Here is a 17,685-nt window from a genome sequence, read left to right on the forward strand (position 1 = left end):
CGACATAGCCGAGGAAGTGCTGCAGGTAGGCCGGCGCGGCGTCCTGCAGCAGGGCGATGGCGCGATGCACCAGCACTGTGGAATGCATGGGGCCGGCATCTTCCGGCACGTCGGCCAGGATGTGCTGGAGATGACCCGCCGTGCGCAGGCGCGACCAGGTTTCGCGGAACGCATCGAGCGCGGGCAGGGTGGCAAACCCGTTTGCATCCTGGAGTGGCAACCGGGACGCATTGGCGGCGGACGTCTCCGCCTCGACCGCGTCGGCCGCGCGCACGTGCGACGTCGTGGCGGAGGCGTTGCGGACCCGTGAAAGTCGTAGCAGCAGCGTCGACAGCGCCCTTGCGCCGGGTCTATCCGCGGCCGTCGCATCCTGCGTGGGCGTGGACGTGGACGTGGACGTAGGCGTCTTCGACTGCAGCTCCGCTTCGATCAGCGCGCGCAGCCTGTCGTCCAGCAGCTGCCGCGCGCTGCCGTTCAGGCGCGCGGCGCGTGCCGCGAGCGTCTCGATGCGATGCCGGCGCAGGGTGTCGCGCGGTGCCGCGGGGCACTCGCGCAGGGCCAGCAGCAAGCCGGCGATGTCGTCCCGCTTATCGCCCATCGCCGGCGTCGTCGCGCTGCCGCGGACGCGGCATCGGCGCAATCTCCACGCGCCGGTTGCGCGCGCGTCCGGCCTCGTCGGCGTTGGAGCTGACCGGCTGCTGCGGGCCGAAGGCCGCGGCGAACACCGAGTCGGCCGCCAGGCCCTCCTCGATCAGCACGCGCGTGACGGTGAGCGCGCGCTGCGCGGACAGCTCCCAGTTGTCGGCATAGCGGCGGTTGCCGCCCAGCACCGGGCGATCGTCGGTGAAGCCGCTGACCATCAGGATCTCCTCGCGCGCGGCGAGGTAGTCGGCCAGCGGTTCGGCCAGCTCGCCGAGCAGTTCGCGACCCTCGTCCTGCAGCGCATCGGAGTTCAGCGCGAACAGCACGTTGCCGCGGATCCCGATGCGGCCGTCGACCAGGGTGACGCGACCGGCGGCGAGCGGCACCGCCAGCGCGCGTTCCAGCGCCTGCCGCTGTGCGGCCGCGTGCGCCTGTTCGCGTTCGACCTGTTCAAGCTTCGCGGCGGTGTGCAGCTGCATGCCGACCACGCCCAGCAGGACCAGCACGAACACGCCGAGCATCACCGCCATCAGGTCGCCGAAGGCGGCCCAGATGGTCGCGGTGTCGCCGGTGTCGGCCTCGAGTCCGGCGCTCATGCCTGCGCGGCCTGGCGGCCGTCGGCCACGCGCTGCAGCTCGGCGATGATCTGTTGCTGCGACAGCACGCTCAGGTCGACCACCTCGCGCGCCTGCGCCACGTAGTAGGCAAGCTGCTCGTCGCTGCGCGCGAGCGAGCCGTCGAGCGCGCCGGCGACCTGCTGCAGGCGCTCGAGCAGGGCCTCGTTGGCCTGGCCGAAGCTCTCGACCGCCGCGCCGAAGACATCGCCCAGCCCGGCGACGTCCACCGCGCTGGCGGTGAGCTGGCCCGCGGCCACGTCCAGGCGCGCGGCTTCGGCTTCGATGCGCCCGGCCAGCTGCGCACCGGTGCGCTCGAGCAGGTCGGCCGAACTGGCGACCAGCGCGTCCACCGCGGCGCGCTGTTCGCCCGAGGCATGGTTCACCGCGTCGAGCAGGGTCTGCAGCGTGGCCAGCAGGCGCGTGCGTTCCTCCAGCATCGCGGTGTCGCGCACCATGCTCTCGGACAGCGACTGGCGCAGTTCGGCGACCACTTCGGCGGCCGCGCGCGGCGCTTCGGCGGCGGTCTGCATCAGGCGCGACACCTCGGTGATGGTGGCGCCGGCATGGACCTGCGCCTGCGCGGCCATCTCGCCCGCGGTGCGCTCCAGGGTGGCGCAGACCTCCTGCTGGCGGCTGGCGACCAGGTCGCCGGTCTGTTCCCAGCGCCCGGCGAGCTCGCCGGCCATCGTCTCGAAGGCGCCGCTCCAGGCCGCCAGCCGCGCCTCGTCGCCCGACGCCAGCGCCGCCTGCAGGTCCCCGTGCGACTGCCGCAGCGCGCCCACGAGCTGGGCGGCATGCCGTTCGAAGCCGGTCGCAGCCGCGGCCAGCGCGGCCTCGTTGCGCGCGGCGAGCGCCTCGTTCGCCGCATCCTGGCGGACCAGGGCCTCGGCCAGGGTGGTGGCGAGGCGGCTGCCGCCGGCGTCCAGGCGCGTGGACACGCCGTCCAGCAGGCCGCTGGCCTGGCGTTCGTGCGCCTGCGCCGCGCGCTCGAAGGTCTCGCGCAGTTCGCCCGCCAGCCCCGCGTTGGCGCGCTGCTGCTCGGCGAGCGCGGTGCTCCAGCTTCGCGCCGCCCGCTCGCTCGCCGCCTCGAAGCCGGTGGCGAGCGCCTGCAGCTGGCTCTGCACCGCCCCGGACACGGTCTCGCGCAGGGCGCCGGTTTCGCGGGCGATGCCGGCCAGGGTGGTTTCGATCACAGGCTGCAGCGCGCCGGTGACCGCGCGGCTGCTCTCGGCCACGCTCGCCGCCAGCGACTGGCCGACCGAACTGGCCAGCTGCGCGTAGCTGCGCTCGACGTTGGCATGGAAGGCGTCCTGGCGCGCCTGCAGCTGCGCGTCGGCGGCGCTGGCGCGGGATTCCAGGGCAAGGGTCATCGCCTGCAGGCGGTCGACCAGCGCCGGCATCAGCTCGGCCTGCCGCTGCAGCAGGACGAAGGCCTGCTCGCGCTGGTGGGCCTGCGAATGCGGGCGCAGCGGGCCGGCGATGGCCGCGTCCAGGCCGGGGACGGCCAGCAGCCGCTCGCGCCGCACGAGCGTGACCAGCATGGCCAGTGCGGCGGACGTGGCCACGCCGGCGATCGAGGTGCCGAACGCGAGCGCCAGGCCGCGCACCGGATTGGCCAGCGAGCCGCGGATCGCATCGAGGTCGACGGCGCTGTCCAGCGCCAGCCCGGTGCCGCGCAGCGTGGCCATCATGCCCAGCAGCGTGCCGAGCATGCCCAGCAGCACCAGCAGGGCCGCCAGCGATGGCGCCAGCACCGGTGCCGGCAGCGCGGCCTGCCCGCCTTCGATGCGCAGGCGGACCGGATTGCGCAGCGCCGGATGCAATCGTGCCAGCCACGCCGGCAGGTCCGCGCCGGCGGTGTCGGCGTCGTCCAGCGCGGCGGCCAGGCTGGCCGTGCCCTGGCGGTAGCGGTGCAGTTCCAGCACGCCGGCCAGGTAGCAGGCGAGGATCAACACGACCACGCCCGCGCCGAGCAGGCTGCTGCCCAGGTAGCCGGCGCCGATCCAGCCGGCGATAGCCAGGCCGGCAAGGAAGATGCAGGGAAAGAGGAGGCGGTAGGCGCGTGCGGTCATGGACTCGGGTCGGGAGTGCGAAGCGCGGCAAGCAGCGCGTCGACGGGTGAGAAACGCAGGTCGAATTCGGCGAGCAGCAGCTCGCGCATGTCGAGGCGGAAGCGGTCGAGCCACGCATGCGGCGCGGGACCCGGAGCGGATGCAGGAGGAGCCGGCGCCGCCTCGCGCATCCGCTCGAAGTGCGCGGCCAGCAGGTCGGGCACGCCGGCCAGCAGGGCGTGTTCGCGAGGGGCGAGCACCTGTTCCATCGCCGCATCCACCTCGCCCACGCGGGCGAGCGGGGGGCGCGCGGCGAGCATGTCGCGCAGGCGGCCGCGCAGGCGGCCGGTGGCGGTGAGCATCGCGCGCTGGTGGGCCAGATAGCAGCTGCGCAAGGGCGCGAAATCCGCGACGTCGCCGGCGCGCGCGGCATCGGCGCCGACAATGGCCAGCAGCGGGTCATTCGCGATCGCCTCGCGCAGCTGCGCGCGCAGCTGCAGGCAGACCGCGTCCTCCGCCGCATCGAAACGCGGACCGTCGGCGGGCGCATCGAGACGCTCGTCGAGCGCGCCCGACAGGGTCACCGCGCGCGGCCAGTCGATCCACTGGGCGAGGGTCGCCGCCAGCGGCGGCCCGTCGCCCGCACGCGCACCGGCGCCGGCCACGCGCGCCAGCAGACGCACGAAGACGGGACCGGCGAGCGGAGCCGGAGGGGAGACGCTGGTCATGCCTGGCGGGGTCCTGAAAAAGAACCGGGCGCCACGTGGCGCCCGGCTGTCGTGCCGCGGATCGCGCGGACTCAGTAGCGGTAGTGCTCCGGCTTGTACGGCCCTTCCACCGGCACGCCGAGGTAGTCGGCCTGTTCCTGGGTCAGCTTCGTCAGCTTCACGCCGATCTTCTCCAGGTGCAGGCGCGCGACTTCCTCGTCGAGCAGCTTGGGCAGGATGTAGACCTTGTTGGCGTACTCGTCCTTCTTCTCCCACAGGTCGATCTGCGCGAGCGTCTGGTTGGAGAACGAGTTCGACATCACGAAGCTCGGGTGGCCGGTGGCGCAGCCCAGGTTCACCAAGCGGCCTTCGGCGAGCAGGAACATCGCGTTGCCGTTGGCGAACACGTACTTGTCCACCTGCGGCTTGATGTTGACGATCTCCAGGCCCGGCAGCGCGCGGAGCGCATCGACCTGGATCTCGTTGTCGAAGTGGCCGATGTTGCAGACGATGGCCTGGTCCTTCATCGCGGTCATGTGCTCGACGCGGATGATGTCCTTGTTGCCGGTGGTGGTGACGTAGATGTCGGCCTCGCCGAGGGTGTCCTCGATGGTGGCGACCTCGTAACCTTCCATCGCCGCCTGCAGCGCGCAGATCGGATCGATCTCGGTGACGACCACGCGGGCGCCGTAGGCGCGCAGCGAGGCGGCGCAGCCCTTGCCCACGTCGCCATAGCCGCAGACCACGGCGACCTTGCCGGCCAGCATCACGTCGAGCGCGCGCTTGAGGCCATCGGCCAGCGACTCGCGGCAGCCGTAGAGGTTGTCGAACTTGCTCTTGGTGACCGAGTCGTTGACGTTGATCGCCGGCACCAGCAGCTTGCCGTCCTGGGCCAGCTGGTAGAGGCGGTGCACGCCGGTGGTGGTCTCTTCGGAGACGCCCTTCCAGTCGGCGACGACCCTGGTCCAGTAGCCCGGGCGCTCGCTGGCAACGCGCTTGAGCAGGTTCTTGATCACCTGCTCCTCGTGGCTGCCCGAGGGCGAGTTGACCCAGCTCTCGTCACCCTGTTCCAGCTCGTAGCCCTTGTGGATCAGCAGGGTGACGTCGCCGCCGTCGTCCACAACCAGCTGCGGGCCGAGGAAGCCGCCACGGCCGTCGGGGAAGCTCAGCGCGTCGAGCGTGCAGTCCCAGTATTCCTCCAGCGTCTCGCCCTTCCAGGCGAACACGGGGGTGCCGGTGGCCGCGATCGCGGCGGCGGCGTGGTCCTGGGTGCTGAAGATGTTGCACGAGGCCCAGCGCACGTCGGCGCCGATGTCCTTGAGCGTCTCGATCAGCACCGCGGTCTGGATGGTCATGTGCAGCGAGCCGGTCACGCGCACGCCCTTGAGCGGGGCGGTGGCGGCGTACTTGCGGCGGATCGACATCAGGCCGGGCATCTCGTGCTCGGCGATGTCCAGTTCCTTGCGGCCCCAGTCGGCCAGCGAGATGTCGGCGACCTTGTAGTCGCCTTCCTGGGAGAAGGTCTTGACCTGTGCGTTCATGTGGTGCTCCGTCTTCGGGAGTCCGCGCGGGACTCATGTTGACGGGCGCCGTTGTCGCAGATGCTGCCCGTCGAGCCTGGCCGTGGATTTCCGCGGTCGCAGCGCCCCTCGGCGGGGGCGCGAATTGTATCGCTTCCGGCCCCGGCGAGGCTGAATCGGCGGGCGCGCCGCGGTCGGTCCACCCCGGCCATGACCATCGCCATGGGGCTGCCGGCACCCGCGCCGATATGCTGCGGGGCTGGATTCCAAGAGGAGCGTCTGGCATGGCAACCGGTCTTCTGCGGCACGTCCGTCCTCTGTTGCTGCTCGCCGCGCTGGCCGCGCCGCTGCCGCTGCTGGCGCAGGCGTCCACGGCGGAAAGCGGCCAGGAGGGCGGCTACCGGCTGCCGGCGCCCGAGTTGCGGGCCATCGTCGACGCACCGGCCGCCCCGCGGCTGTCGCTGTCGCCGCGCCGCGACCTGCTCGCGCACATGCGGGTGCCGGCGCTGCCGGGCATCGAGGTGGTGGCCCAGCCCGAACTCAAGCTCGCCGGCCTGCGCATCCACCCGCGCACGCACTCGGCCAGCGCCTTCAGCTTCATCGACGATCTCAGGCTGCAGCCGGTCGACGGCGGCGCCGAGCGCCGCATCGAGGGCCTGCCGCAGCCGCTGGCCCTGTCGTCCATGCAGTGGTCGCCCGACCAGCGCCACATCGCCTTCAGCCACGTCGATCCGCGCGCCGGTCGCGTGGAGCTGTGGCTGGTGGACGTGGCCGCGGCTCGCGCCAGGCGCCTGACGGATCGACCGCTGGGCAGCGTCACCGGCAGCGGCTTCGACTGGCTGCCCGACAGCAGCGGCCTGCTCGCGCTGCTGCGTCCGCAGGGGCAGGGGGCGCCGCCGGCCGACGATGGCGTGCCCGCCGGCCCCAACATCCAGGAAACGCGCGGCGGCGGCCAGGTGCAAAGCCTGCGCACCTACCAGGACCTGCTCGGCAATGCCCATGACGAGGCCGTGTTCGCGTACTACATGACCAGCCAGCTCGCGCGCGTGGGCATCGATGGCGGCGTGCGCACGATCGGTGCACCGGAGATGTACGTGGGCGCGTCGGTGTCGCCGGACGGTCGCCATCTGCTGCGCCAGCGCATCGAGCGCCCGTTCTCCCATCTCGTGCCGTACTCGCGCTTCCCGCGCCGCATCGACGTCGCCTCGCTGGACGGCCAACTGCTGCACACGGTGGCGACCCTGCCGCTGGTGGAAGGCCTGCCGACCGGCAACGACGCCGTGGCGACCGGCGTGCGCCGTATCTCGTGGCGGGCCGATGCGCCCGCGACCCTGGTCTGGGCCGAAGCCCAGGATGGCGGCGATCCGGCGCGCGAGACGCCGGTGCGCGACCGCGTGTTCGCGCACGCGGCGCCGTTCGCTGGCGAGCCGCGGGTGCTGGCCGACCTGTCGATGCGCTACGCCGGCATCTCCTGGGGCCATGGCAGCCTGGCGCTGCTGTACGAATCGTGGTGGAAGACCCGGCAGATGCGCGAGTGGCGCCTGGCCCCGGACACCGGCGCTGCGCCCGCGCTGCTGCGCGAAGGCAGCTACGAGGACCGGTATGCCGATCCCGGTACGCCGGTCATCTGGCTCGACGAGCGCGGCTTCGCGCGCCTGCTGACCACCGACGGCGGCGAGACCATCTACCGCATCGGCGATGGCGCATCGCCCGACGGCGACAGGCCCTTCCTGGACCGCCAGGACCTGGCCGACGGCCGCACCGAACGCCTGTTCCATTCACAGGCGCCCTGGTACGAAGTGCCATTCGCCGTGCTCGATGCCGGCGCGACGCGCATCCTCACCACGCGCGAATCGCCGACCGAACCTGCGAACGTGCTGCTGCGCGACCTTGCCGATGCGGCCGAGCCGGTCGCGCTGACCGATTTCCCGCATCCGACGCCCGCGCTGCGCGACGTCGTCAAGGAGCAGATCCGCTACACCCGCGCGGATGGCGTCGAACTCACCGCCGACCTCTACCTGCCAGCCGGCCATGACGTCGCGCGCGACGGGCCGCTGCCGATGCTGATGTGGGCCTATCCGCGCGAGTTCAAATCCGCCGCCGCGGCCAGCCAGGTCCGCGGCTCGCCCTACCGCTTCAACCGCATCAGCTACTGGGGCCCGCTGGCCTACCTCGCGCAGGGCTATGCGGTACTCGATGGCCCGACCATGCCGATCGTGGGCGAGGGCGATGCCGAACCCAACGACAGCTACGTCAGGCAACTGGTGGCCAGCGCGCAGGCCGCGGTGGACGAGGTGGTGCGCCGCGGCGTGGCCGACCGCGACCGCATCGCCATCGGCGGGCATTCCTATGGTGCGTTCATGACCGCCAACCTGCTGGCGCATTCGGACCTGTTCCGCGCCGGCATCGCCCGCAGCGGCGCCTACAACCGTTCGCTGACGCCGTTCGGCTTCCAGGCCGAGGAGCGCAACTACTGGCAGGCGTCCGACACCTATCACGCGATGTCGCCGTTCAACCACGCCCACCGCATCGACGAGCCGGTGCTGATCATCCATGGCGAAGAGGACAACAACTCCGGCACGTTCCCGATGCAGAGCGAGCGGCTGTTCGCCGCGATCAAGGGCCTGGGCGGCACCGCGCGCCTGGTGATGCTGCCGCGCGAATCGCACGGCTACCGCGCCCGCGAATCGATCCTGCACATGCTGGCCGAAACCAGCGACTGGCTGGAGACCCACGTGCGCGACGCGAAGCCGCGCTAGTCGGGACAGCAGAGAACTTTCGCGATCGTCGCCGGCAGGCCGTCCGGCGGTGCCGCGCCGCTGGACGGGATCGCCGACCCATCACCCTGCACCAAAGGAAACGGGCCGCTCGCGCGGCCCGTTCCTGTTTCATGTCCGTCCTGCCGGGGCAGGCAAGCGGTTACTTCAGCTTCGCGGCCTTGCGCAGTTCCTCGGCGCGGTCGGTCTTCTCCCACGAGAACGCCGTGGCGGTGTGCTTCTTGCCGACACCGTCGACGTAGGAGATTTCCTTCGGCTTGCGGCCGAAGTGGCCGTAGGCGGCGGTGGGCTGGTAGATCGGGTGCTCCAGGTCGAGCATCCGGGTCAGGCCGTAGGGGCGCAGGTCGAAGTGGCGGCGGATCAGCTTCTCGATCACGTCGTCGGCGACCTTGCCGGTACCGAAGGTGGTGACCGAGATCGAGGTCGGCTCGGCCACGCCGATGGCGTAGCTCACCTGCACCTCGCAGCGGTCGGCCAGGCCGGCGGCCACGATGTTCTTGGCGACGTAGCGCGCGGCGTAGGCGGCCGAACGATCGACCTTGGACGGATCCTTGCCCGAGAACGCGCCGCCGCCATGGCGGGCCATGCCGCCGTAGGTGTCGACGATGATCTTGCGCCCGGTCAGGCCGCAGTCGCCCACCGGTCCGCCGATCACGAACTTGCCGGTCGGGTTGATGTGCACCTTGTTCTTCGCCAGCGCGTCGAGCCACTTCTTCGGCAGCACCGGCCTGAGGATGTGCTCGCGCACCGCCTCGACCAGGTCCTTCTGCTTGATGTCCGGATCGTGCTGGGTCGAGAGCACCACCGCGTCGAGGCCGAGCACGCTGTTGCCGTCGTAGCGCAGGGTGACCTGGCTCTTGGCGTCGGGGCGCAGCCACTTGAGCTTGCCGTTCTTGCGCACCTTGGCCTGCTGCTCGACCAGCCGGTGGCTGTAGTACAGCGGCGCGGGCATGAACTCGGGCGCCTCGTTGCAGGCGTAGCCGAACATCAGGCCCTGGTCGCCGGCGCCCTGCTGTTCGGGCTTCTTGCGGTCCACGCCCTGGTTGATGTCCGGCGACTGCTTGCCGAGCATGTTGATGATCGCGCAGGTGTGTCCATCGAAGCCGACGTTGGAGTTGTCGTAGCCGATGCCGTTGATGACCTTGCGCGCCAGGCCCTCGATGTCGACCCACGCGCTGGTGGTGACCTCGCCGGCGACGATCGCAGCGCCCGTCTTCACCAGCGTCTCGCAGGCCACGCGCGCGCGCTTGTCCTGGGCCAGGATCGCGTCCAGCACGGCATCGGAAATCTGGTCGGCGATCTTGTCCGGATGGCCTTCCGAGACCGATTCGGAAGTGAACAGGTAGCTGGACATCGGCTATATCCTTCAATTCGGATGAAAAGATGGGTGCGGATGATACACGGGCCGCCCCCGCCGCGCATCCAGGGATGGGTTCCCTTGGCAAGCCCGGCCAGGGCGCCGGGCCAGCATGCCCCCGCGGCCCGGTGCGGCTAGCCTGGGGGGAGCGTGTGTGTGGGAGCGACCTTGGTCGCGAATACCCTTCGCGCGCAAGCGCGCTCCCACGGACGCACTGCCGTTAGACGGGATATCTGGCCAGACAAGCCGCGCCGCCGGCTTCCCCAAGCCGCTCACGCACCAGCTCCAGCGGCTGCCGCCAGGCGCTGTGGTGCTGCCGTGAGCGCCCCTCCTGTACGAAGGAGGGATGCGTGAACAACCCCTCCCACTGCCGCGCCGCCGCTTCGGGCAGGGACCGGTTGACGTAGGCGAAGTGGTACCAGGCGTCGTCCTTGCAGCGGTTCATGCTCGCCAGCAGGCTGCGGTCGGCGGTGGCGGCATACGTCGGCGCCTCGTCCCAGGCCGACAGCTCGGCCGCGCACAGCGGGCTGTCCGGATCGAAGCCGTAGTGCAGCAGCAGCTTGCGGAACTGGTCGCGGGCGTGGACATGCAGCATGCGCAGGTCGGCCGCACGGCCAGGCAGCACCATGCCCGCGCCGGTGGCGGCGTTGAGCAGCACCACGAACGGCTCGCGGTCGAGGAAGTCGACGTCGGCATACCACTCGCCCAGCGGGTTGGCGGGCGGCGCCGCCGGCTCGGGTGGCCTGGCGGGCTGGCGCAGGCGCTTGCGCAGGCGCGCGGTGGCGCGGATCAGCATCGGCATGGGTTTCAGGATCTGCGACCGCTTCGACCAATGCGGCGATGATCGCCGCCGGGGGGCGCGGCAGACAAGGACAACGCGGGCAATGCCGGGAATGAACTGGATGGGCGATGCCGCCGCGCGGTACAGCGGCTGCCGTACCGCCTGCTGCGGGCGAAACAGACCGGTGTTCTGGCTGCAGACATCGAGCGACCCGCTTCTATCCCGACTTCGTGGCCGAACTCCAGGACGGGCGGCTGTTCGTGGTCGAGTACAAGGGCGCCGACCGCTGGAGCAACGACGACTCGCGCGAGAAGCGCGACATCGGAGCGGTCTGGGCGGCTGCCAGCGACGGGCGCTGCGTGTTCGCGATGGCGACCGATGCGGCCACGGCGGGCGCGCCGGTCGACGCTCAGCTGCGTGCGGCCATCGGTGCCTGAAGACGGGTTCGGACGGTTATACGCAAAACGGTATTGATTGCGTATAACTTCAGGCATAGGCTTGCCAGTGGAGTCCCCGGAGTACGCCAATGGCCCGGTTCGAACCGCTTTCGGCTTCGGCGCAGACAGCGTATGCGCAGCTGCTGGATGCCGTGCACTCGATTGAACTGGCCCGTTCGGTGGCGAACCTGCCCGGAACATTCGCGCGCAAGCGGGTGAAAGGGCGGACCTACTGGTACTACCAGTACATGGAGATCTCCGGCCGCAAGCGGCAGGTCTACGTCGGTCCCGACAACGAACGTGTCCTGGCGCTGGTGGAAAAACATGCTTCAGACGGCGCCCAGCCGGCGATCGAGCGCCTGGCGCGATCGGCGGTGGCGCTGGGCAATATGGCGGTGACGGGCCGGCACTTCCGGATCGTGCAGCGACTGGCCGACTACGGTTTCTTCCGCAGCGGAGGCGTGCTGGTCGGGACGCATGCCTTCCTCGCCTACGGGAACATGCTGGGCGTGCGCTGGAAGGATGCCCTGCGCACGCAGGACGTGGACTTCGCGCATGCCGGCAAGGCGCTGTCCATCGCGTTGCCTGCGGACCTGGAGCTCGATCTTCGCAGCGCGATCGAGTCGCTCCAGATCGGGCTGCTGCCGATCGAGCATACCGACGGCACGACCGGCGCGACGTGGCTGGATCCAAACGATCCGGAGTTCCGGATCGATTTCCTCACGCCGCTGCATCGTGGCGGCATGGAGCCGTTCCGGCATCCGCAGCTGGGCATCATGCTGCAGCCGCTGAAGTTCATGGAATATCTGCTGCAGGATGTCGAGCAGGCCGTGCTTCCGGGATCATCGAGTGCGGTGCTGGTCAACGTGCCCCATCCTGCACGCTATGCGTTGCACAAGCTGCTGGTGGCCGGCGAGCGCCCGGCATCGCGGGCCGCGAAGTCGAACAAGGACGTGCAGCAGGCCGCTTCCTTGCTGGAAGTGATGGTCGAACAGGCGAACGCCTGGCAGATGGAGGAGGCGTGGTGCGACCTGCTGCGGCGCGGGCCGGGTTGGCGCACTCGCGCGCAGGGCGGCCGAAACGCTCTTGCGCGCGCTGCGCCGGACCTGGCTCTTGACTCGCTGTTGCCCGTTCCGGGCGATTGACGGTCAACGCAGCGCGAATCGCCGGCGCAGCCCTGGTTCTGAAGGCGACGCTCCCCATGGGCTGCAGCAGCGGACCAGCTGCGACCGGGATGCGCGTCACGCCAGATGCAGCCCCGCCACCCCGGCTACGCCACTCCCTGCAGGAAGGGCAGGTGCGCTGGGGCGCGCCTAGAATGCGCGACATGGATTCACTCTCCCAACTCCTGCTCGGCGCCTCGGTCGCCGCCGCCGTGGTGCCGGCGGCGCATCGCCGCGCCGCCATGCTGGCCGGCGCCGCGCTGGGCACGCTGCCCGACCTCGACTCGTTCCCCATCGCGCTGTTCACCGACGATCCGGTCGCGCTGATGACGCTGCACCGGGGTTTCAGCCACTCGCTGTTCGTGCTGCCGCTGCTGGGATGGGCGATCTGGGCGTTCTTCCGCAGGCGCGGCGGCCGGGTGGCGCAGGCGCCGCGCGGCTGGTTCTGGGCGATCCAGCTGGCGCTGGTGACGCATCCGCTGCTGGATGCGTTCACCGTCTACGGCACCCAGCTGCTGTGGCCGCTGGCGACGCCGCCGGTGATGTGGTCGAGCGTGTTCATCATCGATCCGGGCTACACGCTGTGGCTGCTGGTGGGCGTGGTCGTGGCGGCGTTCGCGGGTCGCAGGCCGCTGGCGCGACAGGCGCTGGTGGCCGGGTTGGCGCTGAGCTGCGGCTACCTGGGCTGGTCGCTGCTGGCCAAGGGGATGGTGGAGCGCGAGGCGGCGCGCTCGCTCGCCGCGATCGGACGGCAGGACGCGCCCCGGTTCTCGGTGCCGATGCCGTTCAATACCCTGCTGTGGCGGGTGGTGGCGATGACGCCCGACGGTTTCGTCGAGGGCGAGCATTCGCTCGTCGCCGACGCACGGCCGATCGCGTTCCGCCACCATGCCTCCGAGGTGGATGCGCTGGCCGCGGCCGCGGAGATTCCGGCGGTGTCGCGGCTGGCGTGGTTCAACCGCGGCTTCATGAAGGCGCAGGTGCGCGACGGGCGCCTGGTGCTCAGTGACCTGCGCATGGGCGCCGAGCCCGACTACAGCTTCAACTTCGCCGTGGCCGAGCGCGATGGCGATGGCTGGCGCGCGATCGCGCCCGAGCAACTGGCCTGGCCCTGGGAGGCGCGCAGGCGGCTGGCGCAGATGTGGGACCGGATCTGGACCGAACCGGCCGGCCCGCCGCAGCAGGCCGGAAGCGGCTGAGTCCCGTCACGCTGGCCGGTCGCGCTGCGGCGGCTCAGCCCGGAAACCAGTAGCGGGTCAGGTGGAAGAACACCGGTGCGGCGAACACCACCGAATCCATCCGGTCCATCATGCCGCCGTGGCCTTCGATCATCCGGCCCCAGTCCTTGGCGCCCAGGCTGCGCTTGACCGCCGACAGCGCCAGCCCGCCGCAGACGCCGGCCGCCACGATCACCGCGGACATGCCCGCCGCCTGCAGCGGCGTGAACGGCGTCATCCACCACAGTGCGGTGCCGATGCCGACCGCGGCGAGGCCGCCGCCCAGCAGGCCCTCGACCGTCTTGGACGGACTCACCGTGGGCGCCAGCTTGTGGCGGCCGAACAGTTTGCCGAACACGTACTGCATGACGTCGCTGATCTGCACCACGAGCATCAGGTAGAGCAGCAGCAGCTGGCCGGTCCCGGCCGGCGCGTCCGGATGCAGGATCATCAGCGCCGGCGCATGGCTGATGCAGTAGATCGCGATCATCACGCCCCACTGGATCTTGGTGCTGCGCTCGAGGAAGTCGGTGGTGTCGCCGCCGAACACCGCCAGCACCGGCAGCGCCAGGAAGGCGTAGACCGGGATGAAGATCGCGAACAGGCCGTACCACTGGTCGAACACCAGCCAGTACTGGATCGGGATCAGCAGGTAGAACGCCGCCACCAGCGGCAGGTGGTCGCCGGCGCGCGTCGGCGTCAGGGTGATGAACTCGCGCAGCGCGAAGAACGAGATGGCGGCGAACACCACGAGCGTGGCCACCGGTCCAATGGCGAAGCAGGCGCCCAGCACCGCGACCATGCCCCACCAGGCGCGCACCCGCGCGTTGAGGTTGCGCACTCCAGGCCCGCCACCGTCCGGTCCGCGCCGCGACAGCAGCCAGCCGACCGCCGATGCCACCAGCAGCAGGGCGACGATGCCGCCGAACACATACAGCGTCTTCGTCTGCGGGCTCATGCCAGCACCTCCACCGCCGAACGGGCACGCGCCAGGAACGCCTCACGGTCCTCGCCGGGAATCCTCGCCAGCGGCGCGCCGAAGTTGACGTTGCAGTACAGCGGCAGCGGCAGCGGCAGCAGCGCGCCCTTGGGCAGGCTGCGGTGCAGGGTGTCGAGATAGACCGGCACCAGTTCGACGTGCGGATACTCGCTGGCGAGCTTGAACAGTCCGGGCTTGAACGCCTGCGGCAGCCGCTCGTTGCTGCGCGTGCCTTCCGGGAACAGGATCAGCGAGTCGCCCTGGTCGAGCGCGGCGCGGACGGGCGCCAGCGGGTCGGCCCCGGGATCGGCCCGCTGGCGGTCGATCAGGATCGCGCGCAGCACGCGCCCCGACAGCCAGCCGCGCAGGCCCGGCTTGTCCCAGTAGTCGCGCGCGGCCACGGGGCGCACATCCGCGCGCAGGTGCGGCGCCAGCGCCGACCAGATCGCCACGGTGTCGAGGTGGCTGGTGTGGTTGGCGAAATAGATGCACTGTCCCTGCGGCGGTGCGACCCGCCACTGCGCGCGTGCGCCAACCATCGTGCGGGTGAAGCCGACCAGCGCCGCGCCGCCGAGGCGCGCGATCAAGGCGCGCGCTCCAGCCGGCCGGCGATCGCCCGCAGCCGCGTGGCGCAGGTGAGCAGCGAGCCCGCCGCGACCACCAGCACCGCCACCACCAGCGCATGGCGGCTGCCCGCCAACATCGCCTCGAACGGCGCCGCCACGCAGGCCAGCGTCATCAGCGCCATGCGGTGCTGCTTGGCCATCGGTCCGCGGAAGTCCTGCGCCTGGCCCAGCGCGCCGCCGAGCGTGCGCACGTACGCGGTCGCCGCGGCCAGCAGCGCCGCCAGCCAGCCCGCCCAGGGCAGTCCGGATGCGTAGCCCAGCGCGACCAGCAGCAGGCTGTCGGCGACGCGGTCGGGCACTTCGTTGTACAGCGCGCCGGTCGGGGTGGACTTGCCGCCTTCCACCGCCACCATGCCGTCGAACAGGTTGCACAGCAGCCGCAGCTGGATGCCGAGCGCGCACAGCCACGCCCCCCACGGCGGCAGCCACAGCAGCGCGGCCGCCCCGGCAGCCGCGAAGGCGATGCTCAGCACCGAGATCGCATTGGGCGTCAGCGGCGAGCGCGTCAGCAGCGCCGCGATGCGCTGGACGAGCGCGTTGCCGCGCGCCCGGATCGGCCGGCGCGACGCGTCCGGGTCGTGGTCCCGCAATTCCATGTGCCGCTCCCCGTGCCGGTCGGTTCCCTCCGGCGCGTTGCGCATCTTGGGTGCGGTGGCGGGCGCTGGCAAGCCGGCGCAATGCTCAGGCCGCGGCGGACAGCTCCGGGGCGACGCCCGCGACCAGCGCGTCGAAGTAGTCTTCGGTCAGCCGCAACTGCGCGTCCGCCGTCTCGGCGCGGTTGACCACGCTGCGGAAGGCGGCGTTCTCCGGGCGGTCCTTCGCGTACCAGCCCAGGTGCTTGCGCGCGATGCGCACGCCGGACTGCTCGCCGTAGAAGGCGTGCAGCGCCTGCAGGTGGCCGAGCAGGATGTCGCGCACCGTGGCGGGCGAGGGTTCGGGCAGTTGGGTGCCGGTGGCAAGGAAATGCGCGACCGACGCGAAGATCCAGGGCCGGCCCTGCGCGGCACGGCCGATCATCACCGCGTCGGCGCCGGTGCGCTCGAGCACCTCGCGTGCCCTGGCCGGCGAGTCGATGTCGCCGTTGGCGATCACCGGGATGCGCAGCTGCGCCTTGATCGCGGCGATGGTCTCGTACTCGGCCTGGCCGGTGTAGTGCTGGTCGCGGGTGCGGCCGTGCACGGTGAGCGCGGCGATCCCGCTCTCCTGCGCGATGTGCGCGATGGCCGGCGCGTTGCGGTGCGCGGCATCCCAGCCGGTGCGGATCTTCAGGGTCACCGGCACGTCGACCGCGGCGACCACCGCCTCGAGGATGCGGGCGACCAGCGCCTCGTCCTGCATCAGCGCCGAGCCCGCCCAGGCATTGCACACCTTCTTGGCCGGGCAGCCCATGTTGATGTCGATGAGCTGCGCGCCCTGATCGGCGTTGTGGCGGGCGGCCTCGGCCATCACCGCCGGCACGGTGCCGGCGATCTGCACGCTGACCGGATCGGGTTCGCCGGCGTGGTCCATGCGGTGCAGCGACTTGCGTGTCGTCCAGAAGCGCGGGTCGCTGGTGGTCATCTCCGACACCGCCAGCCCGGCGCCCAGCCGCTTGCACAGCTGCCGGAACGGCTTGTCGGTGACCCCCGCCATCGGGGCGAGGACCACGCGGGGCTGGATGCGGTAGGGGCCGATCTGCATCGCGGCATTGTAGCGGTGGCGGTGCGCGCGCCGTGCCGGGGCGCAGCGGCGCGGTCCACGGCCGGGCGGACGCCGAGCGCAGGATCCCGCAGCGTCCCATGCCCATGTTCGCGCCATCGCCGTCGGGCCCCATGCGCGCGCCGATGCGCTCGGCAGGATGCCTACCGGGGTGCGGCGGCCGACAGCCTGGGCATCGAGGCGGCCGCGCCCTCGTGTTCGGTCGACAGCGCGGCGTAGTGGCTGGCGAAGCGCACGTGGTCGGCGAACACGCGGTCGGGCGCCGTGGCCAGGGAGCTGGCCAGCGCGCCATTGAAGGCATCGCCCGCGCCGGTGGTGTCGACCGTCGCGGCCTCGAAGGCCGGCACGCGGTAGTGCGCGACGTCGTCGCCGCGGCACTTGTCCTCGCGGTGCGAGATGAAGGCGCCCGCCGCGCCCAGGGTCACCACCACGGTGCCGCGCGGCAGCAGCAGCCGGCACAGCCGGTGCAGGCGCGCGTCGTCGAAACCCGCCACCCGGGCCGGGTCGACCTGCTCGCCGGCGTGCCGCGCCAGCAGCGCGGCGAACTCGGTTTCGTTGGGGGTGAGCAGGTCGGCCACCGCAAGCAGTTCGCGCGTGCTCGGGGCATTGGCCGGCGCCGGGTTGAGGATGGTGCGGATGCCTGCCGCACGCGCCAGCCGCATCGCTTCGAGCACGCTGTCGACCGGCGATTCCAGCTGCGCCAGCACGATCCGCGCGGCGGCGATGGCCGCGGCCTGGCGCGCGATGAACTCGGCCGACAGCACGCCGTTGGCGCCCGGACCGATGACGATGCTGTTGCTGCCGTCGCGGCCCACGTAAATGCCCGCGGTGCCGGTCGGCGCGTCGCCGGACTCCGCACGCAGATCGATGCCGTCGCGGGCGGCCAGGCCACGCGCGAGCTGGCCGCCCGCGTCTTCGCCCAGCGCGCACACGAAAACGGTGTTCGCGCCGCTGCGCGCGCAGGCGGTGGCTTGGTTGAAGCCCTTGCCGCCGGGGCCGGTGGCGTAGCTGCCGACCAGGGTCTCGCCCGGGCGCGGCAGCGCCTCGCAATGCCAGACGTGGTCGACGTTGAACGAGCCGACCACGACGACCTGGGCTGCAGCGGACATGGTC

Annotated in this window: 15 protein-coding genes, 1 pseudogene and 1 riboswitch; of the genes and pseudogenes, 4 read left to right on the forward strand and 12 right to left on the reverse strand. The window is 71.3% G+C overall.

Annotated elements, in window-relative coordinates:
- Positions 1–31: 31 nt before the first annotated feature.
- The 5 genes and pseudogenes from Q0863_RS01045 to ahcY form a co-directional block, all read right to left on the reverse strand.
- A pseudogene (locus tag Q0863_RS01045) lies at positions 32–598 on the reverse strand (DUF2894 domain-containing protein); the annotation flags it as partial.
- Positions 588–1,238, reverse strand: coding sequence for an OmpA family protein (locus Q0863_RS01050; RefSeq protein WP_298573704.1), 651 nt, complete (start codon positions 1,236–1,238; stop codon positions 588–590). The pseudogene Q0863_RS01045 and the gene Q0863_RS01050, both read right to left, overlap by 11 nt.
- The gene (locus Q0863_RS01055; protein ID WP_298573705.1) at positions 1,235–3,331 is read right to left on the reverse strand and encodes a DUF802 domain-containing protein; all 2,097 of its coding nucleotides are present in this window, start codon (positions 3,329–3,331) and stop codon (positions 1,235–1,237) included. Before Q0863_RS01055 ends, Q0863_RS01050 begins: the two co-directional genes overlap by 4 nt.
- Entirely contained in the window at positions 3,328–4,038 is a 711-nt protein-coding gene (locus Q0863_RS01060; RefSeq protein ID WP_298573706.1) for a DUF3348 family protein, read from the reverse strand. Before Q0863_RS01060 ends, Q0863_RS01055 begins: the two co-directional genes overlap by 4 nt.
- 71 nt (positions 4,039–4,109) lie before the next feature.
- Positions 4,110–5,558, reverse strand: a complete 1,449-nt coding sequence (gene ahcY, locus Q0863_RS01065) for an adenosylhomocysteinase (protein ID WP_298573707.1) — start codon at positions 5,556–5,558, stop codon at positions 4,110–4,112.
- A 36-nt stretch (positions 5,559–5,594) separates the two neighbouring features.
- A riboswitch (S-adenosyl-L-homocysteine riboswitch) is annotated at positions 5,595–5,674 on the reverse strand.
- A gap of 147 nt (positions 5,675–5,821) precedes the next feature.
- Between ahcY and Q0863_RS01070 the strand changes: the two genes are divergently transcribed.
- Entirely contained in the window at positions 5,822–8,296 is a 2,475-nt protein-coding gene (locus Q0863_RS01070; protein WP_298573708.1) for a prolyl oligopeptidase family serine peptidase, read from the forward strand.
- A 160-nt stretch (positions 8,297–8,456) separates the two neighbouring features.
- Here Q0863_RS01070 and metK read toward each other — a convergent pair whose 3' ends face one another.
- Together metK and Q0863_RS01080 are read right to left on the reverse strand one after the other, a co-directional pair.
- Entirely contained in the window at positions 8,457–9,668 is a 1,212-nt protein-coding gene (metK, locus tag Q0863_RS01075) for a methionine adenosyltransferase (protein ID WP_298573709.1), read from the reverse strand.
- Between the two features lie 223 nt (positions 9,669–9,891).
- Positions 9,892–10,473 (reverse strand): hypothetical protein, encoded by a 582-nt coding sequence (locus tag Q0863_RS01080; protein WP_298573710.1) that lies wholly within the window; start codon positions 10,471–10,473, stop codon positions 9,892–9,894.
- A 209-nt stretch (positions 10,474–10,682) separates the two neighbouring features.
- Between Q0863_RS01080 and Q0863_RS01085 the strand changes: the two genes are divergently transcribed.
- The 3 genes from Q0863_RS01085 to Q0863_RS01095 all read left to right on the forward strand — a co-directional run bounded on the left by Q0863_RS01085 (position 10,683) and on the right by Q0863_RS01095 (position 13,251).
- A complete protein-coding gene (locus tag Q0863_RS01085) occupies positions 10,683–10,889 on the forward strand; it encodes a hypothetical protein (protein WP_298573711.1) in 207 nt (68 codons plus the stop codon).
- A gap of 89 nt (positions 10,890–10,978) precedes the next feature.
- Positions 10,979–12,034 carry a nucleotidyltransferase domain-containing protein gene (locus Q0863_RS01090; RefSeq protein ID WP_298573712.1) on the forward strand — a complete coding sequence of 352 codons (1,056 nt, stop codon included), beginning with the start codon at positions 10,979–10,981 and terminating at the stop codon, positions 12,032–12,034.
- 182 nt (positions 12,035–12,216) lie between these two features.
- Positions 12,217–13,251: a metal-dependent hydrolase gene (locus tag Q0863_RS01095; protein ID WP_298573713.1), complete on the forward strand. Its 1,035-nt coding sequence runs from the start codon at positions 12,217–12,219 to the stop codon at positions 13,249–13,251.
- Positions 13,252–13,285: 34 nt separating this feature from the next.
- Here the strand turns inward: Q0863_RS01095 and Q0863_RS01100 are convergent, their stop codons facing one another.
- From Q0863_RS01100 to Q0863_RS01120, 5 genes are all read right to left on the reverse strand, one after another.
- Positions 13,286–14,227, reverse strand: coding sequence for a phosphatidate cytidylyltransferase (locus tag Q0863_RS01100; protein ID WP_298573714.1), 942 nt, complete (start codon positions 14,225–14,227; stop codon positions 13,286–13,288).
- Positions 14,224–14,787 (reverse strand): lysophospholipid acyltransferase family protein, encoded by a 564-nt coding sequence (locus Q0863_RS01105; protein ID WP_345780509.1) that lies wholly within the window; start codon positions 14,785–14,787, stop codon positions 14,224–14,226. The genes Q0863_RS01100 and Q0863_RS01105 overlap by 4 nt, the downstream gene beginning before the upstream one ends.
- Positions 14,788–14,831: 44 nt before the next feature.
- Entirely contained in the window at positions 14,832–15,470 is a 639-nt protein-coding gene (locus Q0863_RS01110) for a CDP-alcohol phosphatidyltransferase family protein (RefSeq protein WP_298573716.1), read from the reverse strand.
- A gap of 85 nt (positions 15,471–15,555) precedes the next feature.
- Positions 15,556–16,554, reverse strand: coding sequence for a tRNA dihydrouridine synthase DusB (gene dusB, locus Q0863_RS01115; protein WP_298573717.1), 999 nt, complete (start codon positions 16,552–16,554; stop codon positions 15,556–15,558).
- Between the two features lie 161 nt (positions 16,555–16,715).
- On the reverse strand, positions 16,716–17,681 hold the full coding sequence (locus Q0863_RS01120) for a ribokinase (RefSeq protein WP_298573718.1): 966 nt from the start codon (positions 17,679–17,681) through the stop codon (positions 16,716–16,718).
- Positions 17,682–17,685 lie beyond the last annotated feature (4 nt).

This window comes from uncultured Luteimonas sp. (genome assembly GCF_947492465.1).
In the GTDB taxonomy this organism is placed as follows: Bacteria; Pseudomonadota; Gammaproteobacteria; order Xanthomonadales; family Xanthomonadaceae; genus Luteimonas.